The sequence below is a fragment of the Flavobacterium hungaricum genome (genome assembly GCF_015182285.1).
GTDB classification, from domain to species: domain Bacteria; phylum Bacteroidota; class Bacteroidia; order Flavobacteriales; family Flavobacteriaceae; genus Flavobacterium; species Flavobacterium hungaricum.
In genome coordinates, this window is sequence record NZ_PRDM01000001.1 from 154307 (window position 1) to 169817 (window position 15511).

The following is a 15511-nucleotide window of genomic DNA, read 5'->3' on the forward strand; positions in this document are numbered from 1 at the left end:
CCATCCCATAACGCCAGCTTTTATCGTTCATTTTGAAGGCAGACCGCTGGGATTCATTTTTCAGTAATTTAGAGTACCAAATTATAAGGAGCTAGTTTTTATTGTTCGTATTCTCCTTTAAAAAGAGTTCTTAAATCATCTTCTAGTATTTTATGCACCCAGTTTCTTAACACGCAGTACTTGTCAAGTTCAGAAGTATTTATATTTCTGACTGTCTTAATCGGATAGTACCTAAAATCATCTTCAATGCATAAAAATTTATCAAGAATGAAAGTCCATAAAGAATCAAGATTTTCTATGTCAAAGGCTTTCTCGGAGTCTTCCAGATTGAGCAGGTAAAATTCGATCTTTCCAGTTCGTGAAGGCCTGTACCCGTAACTTCCCCACTTCAAAATATCTTCGTCTTTAAGGTATAAAAAGAATTCATTAGGCACTGCATTGTAAAATTTAAATTGATCTTTAAAAGTAGGAAAGCACTGTTCTACAAATTCCTTGTAGCATATCTCCAGCTGTCTTAAAAAATCTTTTGTATAGTTCCATGCCTGATCTCGACTGTACTGGCAGCTGCGCTGGAAGTACCGGTTCGATTTAGGATCTAAATTGTAAAATGTCTCCGCCTCCTGAACTGTTTTGTCTGGATAGGGAAGATGGTATTTTTCTATAATAGTATAACCTTTTTCTAGGAGGCTATTTACAACCGTATAGAGCTCTTCAAACGGCGGAAAGCTTCCTCCGACATTTAGTTTGGGAATCTGCAGCTCCTGTGCTATCGCTTTTTCGACCATTTCATCAATTGAAGCAGGATCATTATTTTCTTCTCTGTAATGATAGCGGGCGCGAAATCTGTATAGTTTTTCCTTTAAAAGTTTTAAATCGATAGGGTATATAAGTTCAAATCTGGGTAGCCTGAAGTCTTTAATTTTAAAGTTGTAATCCAGTTTATCAAAATTATGATACAGAAGTACTGCAAGTTTCTCCAGATTTAATAGTTCAGATTCATACGTGTTCAATCCTCCTTTTTCAAATATTTCTTTCAGATCCTTTAGAATTTTTTCTCTTAGGACAGGGCTCTGGTCTTTTTTCAGTAAAGCTTTATTGCTGCCGTAAATTGATTTTACGCCGTACTTGAAGAATACAATTTCCGAATGGGGAATTTCATTTCCGGTACGTAGATTTGCAAATTGAATGCTGTTTTGCGAATCATCATTCAGGGGAAAAAGGGCATATCCGTCCTCATTCAAAATATCCTCAGGGAGCAGAATGCCGATTCTGCCGGCAGTATTAGGATTGAATTGGGATTTTAACTGCTGGAAATTCAGATCTAAGTAAGAATTATATGCCTGAACAAATTCTTCCGCTTTATCCTTTTTGTATTTGACAAAGGTATCTTTATGTGTCGGTGAAGCATTCTGCAAATAGTACGCAATAGCGCTTTCTCCGATGTAGTTCTCAAAGAAAACATGCAGGTTATTATAAAAATCGGCGTCATTCATTTTATCCAATGCATAAGCATGATAGCATATAATGTGATCACGGATTTTTGAATAATAAAACGTAATATTGTATGAATCTTCGAGGTTAGATCTTACCAGCAGGTTTCTTGTAAAGAGCTCCTGAGGCAGATTTTCACGTACCGAATAGTTCAGCTCATCTAGCAGACCATTAATTTCCAGCCCCTCGTTCTTATGCTCCTGAACAGAAGTGAAGCTGGTACGGAGCAGGACTTTTCCGATTTCACTTAGTGTTTTGACGGCGATGCGGTGTTCCAGGTCTGTTTTTTCGATAGACTGCTTAATGTATCTGCTTATGAGGTCCTTGTCATTTAAAATTTCCGGAACTTGCCTGCCGGAATATACTTCGCTGAAAATCCTTAAAAAGAATCCGTTTTTAAGCTCCTTCAATAGCCTGTCTGAAATTTCCCCTTGAAAATTATATGCTCTTTTATAGACCGGAATGATTGATCTTAATTCCTCAGCACTAAAATCCTCAAGAAAATATCCTGGGTTGTTTTCCGCTGCAGCAACTGTGGATTCGAATCGGGCAACTTCTTCAAATAAATGCGTACGGGTATCTCTTCTGTAAAGGAAATTTTTCCATAAGCCGGTCTTGCAGCTGACGCATAGTTTTATATAGGACAGTTTCCGTACTGCCAGAGAAAGTTCACTAAGTTCTGTTACAAGGCTGCTGTCTGTGCTTTCATCAAGCGCATCTATAAAAATTAATATTTTTTTTTTCAGATGTCTGCCTATATCGTCCAGTCTTTTTAAAACCGTATCGGTTTCCGTCCTGCTTGAAAATGTTAGATTCAGGTCATCTGCAATATGCTCGACGGGCGATTTACTTATGAGGGGGGCATTATAAAAAAATACAAAATTGTCATCCAGATACTGCAATGCCAGGGAACACATTGCATTTGTCTTTCCCACTCCTGCATCCCCGACAATTGCAAAAACAGGTGAATCTGATTCGGTAAAAGAAGCAAAGCGGGCACTTAAGCTTTGCCTGACGATAAAAAGCTCTTTGACAAATTTTGCCGTTGGGTCATCAAGATTTCCGAGCAAAGGGCCGATCCGATCCTGCACTTGGTTCTGGCAGAAAAGCTTTAGGTTTTCGGAAGAAAATGAAATAAAGTTTTTAAGGGCGTCATATCTGATGAGAATATCGTCATCTGTAGCGAGCGTACAGCCATTGGTCCAGAAAGCAGACTGTTGTGCGATATTTTCTCCTGTCAGCTCCGTCTTTGTAATTGTGTCAAAAACTCTGGTTACTTTCCCGTTTGTGACAATGGTGAAGGGCGCTATGTTATCTTCAAGCAGTCTGGCATATGATATTCCTTGTGCAATGTCCTGGTCGGTTATCTTTACGGTGTCTTTTTTCAGTTCAATGATAAAGAGGTTTCTTCCGTTCCTCGTGCATAAAATATCAGCACGTCCGCGCATTTTCTGCACGGATTTTCCAAGCCTGATAGAGAATGATTTCTCAATCTGAATTTCACAAGGAGAAAAACCGAGTGACTGCAGGTAAGGCATAAGCAGTTTTAGCCTTATATCTTCTTCGTTTACCAATATTTCGTGACTGTCCATAAAAAAAACATGTATTTATATGCTGCAGACCTAAGCTAGGGTTTATTTATTAATTACTTTTCCCTTCATTCTAAAAATACGGATAAAGTATAATTATAATATCACCGTAAAAGAATTAGATGAGTAAATATAACGAAAAAAGCTCTAGATTTCTCTGAAGTTTTTTACTTGTAGCGGCGATAGGACTCAAACCTGCTAATGAAATAAAACAATAACAAACATAAAAACAGCGTATAATAGCTTCGAACCTAAATTTGTCAACCCTTGATTTTGCTGGATTTCTGGTTTGTAAAAATAGCTTGTGTCACGATTTGGCCACAAATCTCAGATTGCTAAATGTTATAACAGTTTTTGATGTAGTAATGTTTCGAACTTAGACCTTCAATTTTCACTTATTCAGTGTTTTAAGTTAGTGTTAAATTTAAATGCACCGATTCTGCACCTAAATTCAATTATGTCTATTTCAATATTTTATTCATAAAAATGTTTTTACTAAGTTTCTAAAAGTTTCGAACCTAAACCCGCTAGACCTTGTTTTTGCTAAATTAGTGATTTTAAAAAGCACGATGTATTACGATTATGTCACAAAATTCAAAGTAGTAATTTTTTTAAGATTTAAACTTGCTTTTACATTTATCTAAATCTAGGATCTTTACAATTTTGACTGTCTTTAAAAACTTAAGGAACTATTTCTTTTCCCCATATTTTTTTTCCCGCTTTCCGTGGATTTAAAAGGAAATATTCGTTCCTGCTGGTAAAATATTGACAGATGGCCTCCTTGCATTCCTCAAGACTTTCATAGTTACTATTATGAATTACGGATTTTGCCAATCCACTGAATACCGACTCAATTACATTTAAGAACTGAGCTGAGGCTGGTAATGGCGCTAATGCAATAATTGGAGTTTGATACTCTTTTCTGTAAGCTTCATGATTTATAGAATCTAAAAAAAATATTGAGTTCTTTTGAGGAGTGCCATGATGCAGCATTGAAGAATTTAATAAATTAACTAATTACAAAAATGTGGCTTAACTTTTTCTCTACTTTTTGTTTGTATATCCAATATTACTCAGCACTGTTAAGTAGTGTTTTTTTTTCAACTTCATTTGATAGAGATAGAATCGAAATTATTTTGACTGACTACTTATTACTTTACATATACCGATGTTGATATAACAATTATAGCTAAAGGCTCAATGATAGAAAATTTAATTAAAAGGATACAAACTGCCAAAACTTAACTTACTACGTCTCATCGAATTACCAAGAGTATATTCATTATTGGTATTTGATAAATTCAAGGAATAGAATAAACATAATTTAAAAATGGAGATAATAAAAATTAAACGAGGGCAAATTTTACCTACAACAGTAAAACGAGAGTAATTTTTTACTACTTTTACGCTTGAATATAAAACAGAGGCAAAGAACACCCTTGTTCAAAAATAGTAATATGAACAGCGAAACAATCTACAATCCTAGAATACCCTATAATAATTTACCTCCATTACCACCTCAATCGGAAATAGAGAATATAGTAATTCTAAAAAAAACAATTAGTGCCAGTAGAGCGTTGTCAGAACTTAAAGGAGCGATAACGAATTTGCCAAATCCAACGCTTTTTATTGATACTATCAATTTGCAAGAAGCCCAAGCAAGTTCGGCAATCGAAAACATTATCACTACCCAGGACGAATTATTCAAAGCTTCCATTGCCGATAAAAAAAATGATAATCCAGCCACCAAAGAAGTAATGCATTATAAAGATGCCTTATGGTATGGCGTAGCACAAATTGAAAAAAGACCCATTCTAACCACTAATTTGTTCATCTCCTTAGTACAAATCATTAAAGAAAATCAATCCGGTATCCGAAATGCACCAGGAACACAATTAAAAAATCCGGTGAGCAATACGGTAGTATATACACCACCGGAAGGAGAAAATGTAATTAGAGAAAAACTAAAAAATTTAGAAGACTTCATTCATGCCGAAGACACGACAGATCCTTTGGTAAAAATGGCAATCATACATTATCAATTTGAAGCCATTCACCCCTTCTTTGATGGCAACGGACGTACGGGAAGAATCATCTTGTTGCTCTACCTCAAAATGACAGGCTTATTAGATTGGCCAGCATTATTTCTAAGCAATTACATTATCGAACACAAAGCCGAATACTACACCAATTTACGCAAAGTAACCGAAGAAAACAATTGGGAAGATTGGATTATGTACATGCTCGATATGGTAGAACAAACGGCTTTAAAGGGCAGAGCTCAAATTGCAGCAATAGAAAATGTAATGAATGCAATGGCAGCAGAAATACAACAAAAATTGCCCAAAATATATTCCAAAGATTTAATGGAAGAACTGTTTAGACTACCCTACACCAAAAGAAACCAATTAGAAAAAGCAGGTTTAGGAAATCTAAAAACAGTAGGGAATTACCTCAAGGAATTAGAGAATCAAGGCTTCTTAAAAAGTGAACAAGTGGGGAAAGAAAAACTATACCTCAATTTCAGATTGCTGGAAGTTTTGAAAGGGAAATAATGTATTTCATAAATTGAATTGTAAAACTTGAAAAACGAAAAACATACTCGCAAAGAAATTATTGATATCCGCCTAAAACAAGCGGGTTGGAATATCAATGACAGAACTCAAGTAGTAGAAGAGTTCGATATTATTATTGATGAAAATCTAGTAAGAGAAGCTACAACTCCTTACACAGGTCATCAATATAGCGATTATGTTTTATTAGGTAAAGACGGCAAACCATTAGCAGTTATTGAAGCTAAAAAGTCAGCCGTTGACGCTGCAATAGGTCGAGAACAAGCCAAACAATATTGTTATCACATACAAAAGAAAACAGGACTATTGCCTTTCTGTTTTTACACTAATGGACATGACATTTATTATTGGGATTTAGAAAACTATCCACCTAAAAAAATATATGGTTTTCCAACTCGTGAAGATTTAGAACGTTATTTATATATCAAAAAAGCTCGTAAATCTTTAGTTGGTGAATTGATTAATACAAAAATTGCAGGTAGAGATTATCAAATAGCAGCTATTAGAGCCGTTATGGAAGCCATTGAAAAAAGAAGACGTAAGTTTTTACTAATCATGGCAACTGGTACAGGAAAAACGAGAACTTGTATTGCTTTAGTTGAAACGCTTATGAAATCGGGTTGGGCAGAACGTGTGTTATTTTTAGTAGATAGAATAGCATTAAGAGACCAAACCTTAGAAGCTTTCAAAGAACATTTACCAAACGAACCAAGATGGCCTCATCATGGTGAAAAAGAAATTTCAGCAGATAGAAGGATTTATATTTCTACATATCCAACAATGCTAAATATTATTAGAAGTGAAGAAAAATCATTATCACCTCATTTTTTCGATTTAATTATTATAGATGAGAGTCACAGAAGTATATATAACACTTATGGTGAAATTTTAGATTATTTCAATACAATTACCTTAGGATTGACCGCAACACCTACTGATGTAGTCGATCATAATACGTTTCAGCTATTTGAATGTGAAGACGGATTGCCAACATTTGCATACACTTATGAGGAAGCAGTAAACAATATTCCACCCTACTTGAGCAATTTTCAGGTAATGAAAATTAAAACAAAATTTCAAGAAGATGGGATTAGTAAAAGAACAGTTTCATTAGAAGACCAAAAGAAATTAATCTTAGAAGGAAAAGAAATTGAAGAGATCAATTTTGAAGGAACTGATTTAGAAAAGAAGGTATCGAATAAAGGAACTAATGCTTTGATTGTTCGCGAATTCATGGAAGAATCAATCAAAGATGCTAATGGTGTTTTACCTGGTAAAACTATCTTCTTCTGTATGACAAAAGCGCATGCAAGAAGGATGGAAGAAATATTTGATGCTTTATATCCAGAATACAATGGAGAATTAGCGAAAGTTCTGGTTAGTGATGACCCAAGAGTGTATGGAAAAGGCGGATTGCTTGACCAATTTACCCATCAAGACATGCCAAGAATAGCTATCAGTGTGGATATGCTAGATACTGGTATTGATGTTCGTGAATTAGTAAATTTAGTATTTGCAAAACCGGTTTATTCATACACTAAATTTTGGCAAATGATTGGACGTGGTACTCGTTTACTTGAACCAAGTAAAATGAAACCGTGGTGTACTGAAAAGAGTAACTTTTTAATACTGGATTGTTGGGATAATTTTGATTACTTCAAATTGAATCCAAAAGGAAAAGAATTAAAAAGTCAAATTCCGTTACCAGTTCGATTGTTTGGTATTCGTTTAGATAAAATTGAAAAAGCTATTGAACTAAATGAAAATGAGATTTCTAAAGATGAAAGTTTAAAACTTCGCAAACAAATTGAAAATTTACCTCAAAATTCAGTGGTCATTTTAGATGCCAAACATGAGCTTCAAAGAGTAGAAGATGAGAATTTCTGGAATTTCTTGACTCAAGATAAAATTGATTTTTTAAGAAATATAGTAAAACCTCTTTTAAGAACAATTTCAAATGTTGATTTCAAGGCAATGCGTTTTGAAAAAGATATTGTTGAGGTTTCATTAGCTCATTTAGCCGATGAAAAAGATAAGTTTGAAGCTTTAAAAGACAGCATTATTGAAGAAATATCTGAGTTGCCTTTAACAGTAAACACAGTAGCAAAAGAAGAAAAATTAATTCGACAAGCACAAACCAATCACTATTGGTCGAAAATTAAAGAAACAGATTTTGATGAGTTAATTGAAAAGTTATGTCCATTAATGTATTTCAGAGAAAGCTTAGTTGTGCCATTGGGAACTGCTAAATATAATTTTAAAGATGCATTGCATAGCAAAGAATATATTGAGTTTGGCCCAGAACATGAGTCATTAAGTATTGCAAAATACCGAGAAATGGTAGAGCAAAAAGTAAATGAATTAGTCAAGGCAAATCCTTTGTTACAAAAGCTAAAATCAGGTATTGATATTACAGAGGAAGAAGCCAAACAATTAGCACAAGATTTACACAACGAAAAACCTTTTATTACTGTAGATTTGTTGCGCAGAGTGTACAACCATAGAAAAGCACAATTAGTACAATTCATCAAACACATTTTAGGGATAGAACTTTTAGAAGCGTTTCCTGATACAGTTTCAAAATCCTTCGATTTATTTATTGAACAGCACAGTTATTTAAACAGTCGCCAACTAGAATTTTTAAATCTTTTAAAATCATTTCTAATTGAAAAAGGAGAAGTGGAAAAACGAGATTTAATAAATGCTCCATTCACTAGAATTCATCCTGATGGGATTAGAGGTGTTTTTTCAAACGCGGAGATAAACGAAATAATTGTATTCATAGAAAAATTAGCCGCATAATGGATAAAGAAATAAGATCTAAATTAATAGAGTTTGCTCGACTTAAAACTACTTGCACTTACTCACAACTAAATGAACAATTACAATTACATCTCAACTTTGCTGATGCGTCAGACAGAAGTTTAATTGGTGATTGGCTCGGAGAAATTTCCATTCATGAACACGAAAAAGGAAGACCTTTATTAAGCAGTTTAGTAACACATAAAGATAAAATGCGTGAACAAGGAGACGGTTTCTATAAATTATGTGAAGAGTTATTAGGAATTCCGTGGCAAGAATTAAAAGCAGACAAAGAATGGGAAAACAACCAAATTGCAAAATGTTTTGAGTTTTGGATCAATCCAACAAATTATAAAAATTACAAAAACGATTAATAAAAATGTTAACACCAATATTAAAAAGTAAAGTTGCAACATTGTGGGATAAATTTTGGAGTGGTGGAATATCCAACCCATTAAATGCAATAGAACAAATCACCTATTTGCTATTCATGAAGCAATTAGACGAAACTGATAAGCGAAAAATAAGCAATGCCGATTTTTTAGGGGAAGAGTTTAATTCTATTTTTTCTGGAAAATATTTTCCTCCCGGTGTAGATGAAAAAGACGAAAAAAATGCGGTAGAAAAAGAAACACTGCGTTGGAGTTTTTTTAAAAATATGCCTAGTGATGATATGTTACTACACATTCAAAGTAGAGTATTTCCTTTTATAAAGCAATTAGACGATGCCAATTCGTTTTTTACAAAACACATGGCGAATGCTGCTTTTTTGATTCCTAGTGGAAGAATGTTAACAGAAGCGGTTAAAACTATTGATGAAATTTACAAGGAATTAGAAAAAGAAAATCGTTTTATTGATGCTCAAGGAGATTTCTATGAATATCTTTTAGATTCATTGCGTAGTTCTGGTAAAAATGGACAATTTAGAACACCAACGCATATAATTGAACTAATAACTGAATTGGTTGAGCCAAAATTAGGACATAAAATTGCAGACCCAGCCAGTGGTACGGCAGGTTTCCTATTAGCTGCATACAAATACATTATAACTGAATTTACAAGTAAAGAATACAAACAAGAAGACGACAATGGCTTTGAAAGAGGAACACTTGCGGATAAGTTAGTTGATGAACAAGCTAAAAAAATATTAAACGAAGAAACATTTTATGGTTTCGATATTGACCCAACGATGATTCGTATTGGGTTAATGAACCTAATGATGCACGGCATTACGCAACCTAAAATTGATTATAAAGATACCTTAAGTAAAAATTACAATGAAGATAATTTTTACGACATAGTCATGGCAAATCCTCCATTTGCGGGCAGTATGGACAAAGGAGATTTAAACCCAAGTTTTACCGTTTCTTCTACCAAGAGTGAATTATTATTCTTAGAGCGAATTTATAAAATGCTTCGCATGGGAGGAACAGCTGGTGTCGTTATACCACAAGGTGTGTTATTTGGCAGTAGTAATGCTTTTATTACAGTTAGAAAACTGTTATTAGATAAATGCGAATTAAAAGCAGTAATAGCAATGCCTAGTGGTGTATTTAGACCTTATGCAGGGGTAGCATCAGCAATTTTGTTATTTACGAAAGGCGGTGAAACAAAACATGTTTGGTTTTATGAAATGCAAGGTGATGGATGGAGTTTAGACGACAAACGAAATCCTAAAACTTTACCAACTGGTGAACGAGATTTTGAAGATTTACACGTTATCATTGATAAGTACAAAAAAAGAAACGCTAAAAAAGAAACAGACCGAACCCAGCAACATTTCTTTGTACCTAAACAAGAAATTATAGACAATGGCTATGATTTAAGTATAAGCAAATATAAAGAAGATGTTTATGAAGAAATCACATATGAGAAACCTGAATTAATTTTAGAAAAATTAGAAAAATTAGAAGAAAAAATCAATAATTCTATTGAAGCATTAAAAGGTGTATTATAATGAAATTAGAAAGTTTAGGAAATATTGCTCAAATTATTGCAGGACAATCTCCACCTTCATCAGAATATAACAAAAATGGTGATGGTGTGCCATTTTTTCAAGGCAAAGCAGATTTTGGTCTTACTAATCCTGTGGCTCGAAGTTGGACAACAAAAACAACGAAATTAGCTTTTCCAAATGATATTTTGATATCCGTTAGAGCACCTGTAGGTTCTGTAAACATAAATAATATTGACGCATGTATTGGCAGAGGTTTAAGCGCAATAAGAGTTAACAAAAATATCTCGAGAGACTATGTCTATCAATATTTAAAAGTAAATGAAAAGAGAATTTCTAAAATGGGAGTTGGTTCAACTTTTACAGCCATTAATCAAAAGGATTTGGCTTCTATTAAAATACCAATACCAGAAAACCTAGTTGACCAAATCCGTATTGCAGAAGTTTTAACAAAAATAGAAACTCTAATTCAAGATCGAAAAGAAACAATTGAATTATTAGATGATTTTTTAAGAAGTACTTTTTTGGATATGTTTATTAACAACCCAGAAATAAAAAAATGGGATTTTACAGAAGTAAAAAACGCTGTGCAAAAAACTAAAAATGCTATTAAAGCAGGCCCATTTGGATCTTCATTAAAAAAAGAATTTTATGTTGAAAAAGGATATAAAATTTATGGCCAAGAACAAGTAATAAAGGACGATTTAAATTATGGGAATTATTACATAAATGAAGAACTATACAAAAAACTTGAAAGTTGTAAAATTAAAGAAGGTGATGTATTAATAAGTTTAGTAGGCACTTACGGAAAAATTATAGTTGTTCCAAAAGAATTTCAACAAGGTATAATTAATCCTCGTTTGATGAAAATTAGTTTTGATAAAAAAGTCATTAATCCTGTTTATTTCAAATTTTTCTTTAAAAGCGAATACTTATTAAGACAATTGTCAAAATTATCTCGTGGCGGAACAATGGATATAATAAATGTTGGTATAGTTAAAGAAATAAAAATTAGTATCCCACCAATCAAACTGCAAAACAAATTTGCTGCAATAGCAGAAAAAGCAGAAAAAGTAAAACAGCAGTATAAACCAAGCTTAAAAGAGTTAGAGAATTTGTTTGGGTCATTGAGTCAAAAAGCTTTTAAGGGAGAATTAGATTTAAGTAAATTAGATGTTAGTGCTCAAATACGAGAAATTGAAAAAAAAGTTGAAGCGGAAAGCGGTTTAGATATTAGTTTAGAAACCAAGCTAACTAAACAAATGCAGCAATTTATCAAACAAACCGATGATATTCAAAAAAGACTTGCCTTGGCTAATAATATGATACCAAAAGCTTTATTTCAGCAAATTGAAAACATAAACAAGACAATGGAACCTTTCCAAAATTTAAATAAAATTCCTGAACAATTAGCTTTGGCAATGAAATCGTTTGATGGAATCAAATCAATAACAAGCCAACTCAATCAAGGAGCAAAAGAGCAGTTTCAAACAAAATTAACTTGGGAAGAGGTCAATTTTGAAATGGTAGCCAATTGGATAAAAGACGAATATTCAGAGTATCATTTCAATAGTGAAATACTAATGAATTTTCTAGAAAATGAACGAGTTACTTTTTCAAATTATCATTCATCTGAGGAATTAAAAACCAATCCAAAATTGATTGAAGCAGATGATATAAAATCATTTGTATTCTCAGCATTAATAGGAAAAAATCAATTCATAAAGCTAGAGCAGTTTTTTTACGATGCAGTAAGTGAGAATGTACAGTTAAAGTTGCGTAGTGAAGACTACGAAGTAATAAAAGATAAAGAAAAGGAATTACGCTCAGGCATATATTTTAAAGTAGTAGAATGAAAATAAAAAGCGTAAAAATATTAGGCGATAATTTCAGAAGTCTCGCAGCAAACAAACTCTATGAGTTTAATGTTTTATTTAGGCAAGATAGGCTATCTACAAAGGTGTTTGCAGGACTAAATGGAAGCGGTAAATCCAACTTTTTAGAATTGTTTTCAGAGATTTTCTACTTTTTAGAGATATACCATTTAGACACGGTTAGCGAAGAAGAAAAAAGCAGTAAAAATTTCGGATTTGAAATTGAATATTTTTTACCATACAAAAGTCCATCAGTTACAATAGGTGAAGTGGAAGCTTCTATTAGTTACGACAAACACATTAAAATTGTTAAACCTTTGGGCGACAAACCTGAATTTTCTGTTAATATTATTGGTGATGTAACGTTTGAAAGGATAGATGAAAACACTCATCTATTACTGCCAAAGAAAATTATAGCGTATACTTCTGGCCAAAATGAGTTAATGAGTAATCCCTATTATAAATTAAAATACCATTACTTTAAGGCTTTTGAAAACAAAGGTAAAATTGAAAGAGGAGAAGAATTAGCAGAAAATCATAGGTTGTTTTTCTTAGATTATAATGCAAATTTTTCAATCTTCATAGCAAACATGCTGTTAGGAGAAGAAAAGAAAGCTAACATTTTAAAGAAAGTACTTCAAATTGAAAACTTAGTTTCATTTCGAATTACGCTCAACACAGATGATTTATTTAAAAAAGTTTTACCAGTAAGTGAAAACATTGCTGAAAATTTAGAAAAATTAAAATGTTGTGCTTCGATTTGGAAAGAGAAAAAAGTTGGAAAATATAATCTTTTAATATTAGATTTTTCAATTGATGATGCTATAAAAGACAGTTTTCAATTTCATTTTAAAAATGCCTTTTCCTTATTTAAAGTATTTTATGAATTAGAAATTTTCAATTTATATTTAGTTAACTCAACAACAAGAAGACAAATTCTAAACGCAAATAAAACATTAAACATTTCAGACGAAATGCCTAAACCTGATCCATCAAGATTAGTTTTTAGAATTGAAAAAATTGTAATAAGTAAAATTCTTGAAGAAGGGAAATTAGAAAAAGACATTTATTATAAATCATTATCCGATGGTGAACACCAATTCAATGAGGTAGTTGGAACGGTTGTGATGATGCAAGATGAAGGTTGTTTGTTTTTAATGGATGAACCCGATACACATTTTAATCCACAGTGGAGAGCCAAATTTATTAATACCTTAAATCTTGCAGCTGCCAATTCTTATGATAGTGAGGGTAATATAACTAAAGTCCGAAATCAAGAGCTAATACTTACTACACATTCACCATTTGTTATTTCGGATTCATACAGTCAAGACGTTTATAAATTTGAGAAAATTGATGGATTGGTCCAATTTAATAGTCCTGAATTTCAAGTTTACGGAACTTCTGTGTCAATTATTTTAGATGAAATTTTCGAAAAATCGGAAGGTATTTCGGAAATGGCTAAAAAAGAATTAAAAGACATGGTTGAAAAAATTACAACTACAGATGAATTGAGAAATGTTGTTGAACGATTAAATAGAGATTTTGGTGATTCTGTTGAGAAATTTGATTTATTCAGCAAACTTAGAAACATAAAAGACGAACTTGAAAAAAGTGGTAAATAATGCTATACTTCTACAAACCCATATCACCACAACCTATAGAAAATCTACATAACTATTTAGATTTCTTTTTTACAAAAATGTTTGATGATTCTCAAACTGTTTATTCACATGCGTATTTAATTCATCCAGATTTTCAAGGGATTATTGATACATACAAAACTCAAATTGATGATAGGTTAAAAGCAATTTTTAACGCCTACATTGGTTTGTTAACACCTCAAGAACAACAGACTGTAAAAGATGCCTATAATATAAATAATGATATTGTATCACTTTCAAACGCAACAAATGCGCCTATAAAATATTCACAATTACCAGCTGTTATTTCAGCTCAAATAGAAAGTTTTTATGACGAACTTTGGGGTGATAATAAAATATTGGGTTATTCAAAAGTTGTAAATTCTTGTGGTACTGTTAAGCAGCATTTTAATAGATTTCGAGAAATTAATGAATTTTTAGTTTGTCCATTTTGTGGTCTAGAATCGTTATTGTGTGAGCATGATGACGGAAGAGATGATTATGATCATTATCTTTTAAAATCACAATATCCTTTTATATCAATAAATTTCAATAATCTATTTCCTATGTGTCATAGGTGTAATTCAAAAAATAAAAATCAAAAAGATTTGGTTTATGAGAATTTAGTTGCGCCACAACGACGTTTTTATTATCCTTATTCTAATGAAACTAATCAGGAAATTAATCTTAACATAATTTCTTCCAATAATGATTTAAAAGACCCAACACAATGGCAACTAGAAGTAAATACCACAAACCCAGCTTACCAAGATCGCAAAGAAACATGGAAAGATGTATTTGATATTGAAACTAGATATAAGGCAATAATTGCAAAACATTCTAAATTTTGGCAGGACAGAATATTTTTAAAGCACCACAAAATATGTATAAAAAATGGAAGAAGTTATGCTGAATTTGAAGATGATGTCTTAGATGATTTTAATGATTATTTAAATATTTCAAATGGAATTTTAATGAAATCGTATAATGATTTTGTAATAAATGATCCAAATTGTGAAGCAAATTTATTAGGAACTTTAGTGGTTTAAGTCAGGATGCAAAAAATGGAAATAGAAAATTATAGAATCAGTTGTGGAAAACATTTACAAAATGTAAAAGCTGCTTTTGAAAATTTCAATTTAATAGAAGCTATTGAAAAAGCTGCAAAGTCTATTGATCCTACTAACGAAAATAAAATGTTTAGCCATCAAAGACGAGTTGGTTTTAAAGTAGCAAACAATGGTTTTGAATTACTAAAACAAAGAGAAGTCGATTTAAGAAAATGTCAAAATTTTGAAGAAATTTTAGCAATAACAGATGAAGTCTCAAAACAAATTTATAGACTAGGATCATTATGGAGTTACGATACTGCTTTACGAATTGGTTTCCAAAAGAGAGTATATCCTAAAAATGTTTATTTACAGGCAGGTGTTAAAAAAGGATATAAAAAAATATTCAATCAGAATTCTAATAATAGATTTGTTAATAAAAAAATATTTTCTCAAGAACTTCAAATTCTTGAACCTTATGAAATCGAGAATTTTTTATGCATTTGGGGGAGTAATCAAATGTTTGGGTGTTAAAA

At 32.2% G+C, this 15511-nt stretch carries 10 protein-coding genes; 8 read left to right on the forward strand and 2 right to left on the reverse strand.

The genetic code is table 11. The features are described 5' to 3' along the window. Positions 1-98: 98 nt before the first annotated feature. Both C4F50_RS00530 and C4F50_RS00535 read right to left on the reverse strand, forming a co-directional pair. Positions 99-3083: a type I restriction enzyme HsdR N-terminal domain-containing protein gene (locus C4F50_RS00530; protein WP_193844488.1), complete on the reverse strand. Its 2985-nt coding sequence runs from the start codon at positions 3081-3083 to the stop codon at positions 99-101. Positions 3084-3761: 678 nt separating this feature from the next. Continuing rightward, complete coding sequence (locus C4F50_RS00535) at positions 3762-4073, reverse strand: hypothetical protein (RefSeq protein ID WP_193844489.1); 312 nt, start codon at positions 4071-4073, stop codon at positions 3762-3764. 464 nt (positions 4074-4537) lie between these two features. On the opposite strand from C4F50_RS00535, the gene C4F50_RS00540 reads away from it, so the two are divergent. The 8 genes from C4F50_RS00540 (at position 4538) to C4F50_RS00575 (ending at position 15509) form a co-directional block, all read left to right on the forward strand. Further along, a complete protein-coding gene (locus C4F50_RS00540; RefSeq protein WP_193844490.1) occupies positions 4538-5635 on the forward strand; it encodes a Fic family protein in 1098 nt (365 codons plus the stop codon). A 27-nt stretch (positions 5636-5662) separates the two neighbouring features. Then, positions 5663-8455 (forward strand): type I restriction endonuclease subunit R, encoded by a 2793-nt coding sequence (locus C4F50_RS00545; RefSeq protein ID WP_193844491.1) that lies wholly within the window; start codon positions 5663-5665, stop codon positions 8453-8455. Further along, a complete protein-coding gene (locus C4F50_RS00550; RefSeq protein WP_193844492.1) occupies positions 8455-8829 on the forward strand; it encodes a hypothetical protein in 375 nt (124 codons plus the stop codon). Before C4F50_RS00545 ends, C4F50_RS00550 begins: the two co-directional genes overlap by 1 nt. Positions 8830-8834: 5 nt before the next feature. Beyond that, the gene (locus tag C4F50_RS00555; RefSeq protein ID WP_193844493.1) at positions 8835-10412 is read left to right on the forward strand and encodes a type I restriction-modification system subunit M; all 1578 of its coding nucleotides are present in this window, start codon (positions 8835-8837) and stop codon (positions 10410-10412) included. Further along, positions 10412-12265, forward strand: coding sequence for a restriction endonuclease subunit S (locus C4F50_RS00560; protein ID WP_193844494.1), 1854 nt, complete (start codon positions 10412-10414; stop codon positions 12263-12265). The genes C4F50_RS00555 and C4F50_RS00560 overlap by 1 nt, the downstream gene beginning before the upstream one ends. Continuing rightward, positions 12262-13908 carry a restriction system-associated AAA family ATPase gene (locus C4F50_RS00565; protein ID WP_193844495.1) on the forward strand — a complete coding sequence of 549 codons (1647 nt, stop codon included), beginning with the start codon at positions 12262-12264 and terminating at the stop codon, positions 13906-13908. The genes C4F50_RS00560 and C4F50_RS00565 overlap by 4 nt, the downstream gene beginning before the upstream one ends. A gap of 77 nt (positions 13909-13985) precedes the next feature. Next, on the forward strand, positions 13986-14975 hold the full coding sequence (locus tag C4F50_RS00570; RefSeq protein WP_193844496.1) for a hypothetical protein: 990 nt from the start codon (positions 13986-13988) through the stop codon (positions 14973-14975). Between the two features lie 15 nt (positions 14976-14990). Further along, on the forward strand, positions 14991-15509 hold the full coding sequence (locus C4F50_RS00575) for a hypothetical protein (protein ID WP_193844497.1): 519 nt from the start codon (positions 14991-14993) through the stop codon (positions 15507-15509). Positions 15510-15511: the final 2 nt, after the last annotated feature.

What these genes read in the sequence shown, in the direction of transcription:
- C4F50_RS00570 (WP_193844496.1), top strand. Translation starts at nt 13,986, where the DNA reads ATGTTTGATGATTCTCAAACTGTTTATTCACATGCGTATTTAATTCAT.
- C4F50_RS00550 (WP_193844492.1), top strand. Translation starts at nt 8,455, where the DNA reads ATGGATAAAGAAATAAGATCTAAATTAATAGAGTTTGCTCGACTTAAA.
- C4F50_RS00535 (WP_193844489.1), bottom strand. Translation starts at nt 4,073, where the DNA reads ATGCTGCATCATGGCACTCCTCAAAAGAACTCAATATTTTTTTTAGAT.
- C4F50_RS00540 (WP_193844490.1), top strand. Translation starts at nt 4,538, where the DNA reads ATGAACAGCGAAACAATCTACAATCCTAGAATACCCTATAATAATTTA.
- C4F50_RS00555 (WP_193844493.1), top strand. Translation starts at nt 8,835, where the DNA reads ATGTTAACACCAATATTAAAAAGTAAAGTTGCAACATTGTGGGATAAA.
- C4F50_RS00560 (WP_193844494.1), top strand. Translation starts at nt 10,412, where the DNA reads ATGAAATTAGAAAGTTTAGGAAATATTGCTCAAATTATTGCAGGACAA.
- C4F50_RS00575 (WP_193844497.1), top strand. Translation starts at nt 14,991, where the DNA reads ATGGAAATAGAAAATTATAGAATCAGTTGTGGAAAACATTTACAAAAT.
- C4F50_RS00565 (WP_193844495.1), top strand. Translation starts at nt 12,262, where the DNA reads ATGAAAATAAAAAGCGTAAAAATATTAGGCGATAATTTCAGAAGTCTC.
- C4F50_RS00530 (WP_193844488.1), bottom strand. Translation starts at nt 3,083, where the DNA reads ATGGACAGTCACGAAATATTGGTAAACGAAGAAGATATAAGGCTAAAA.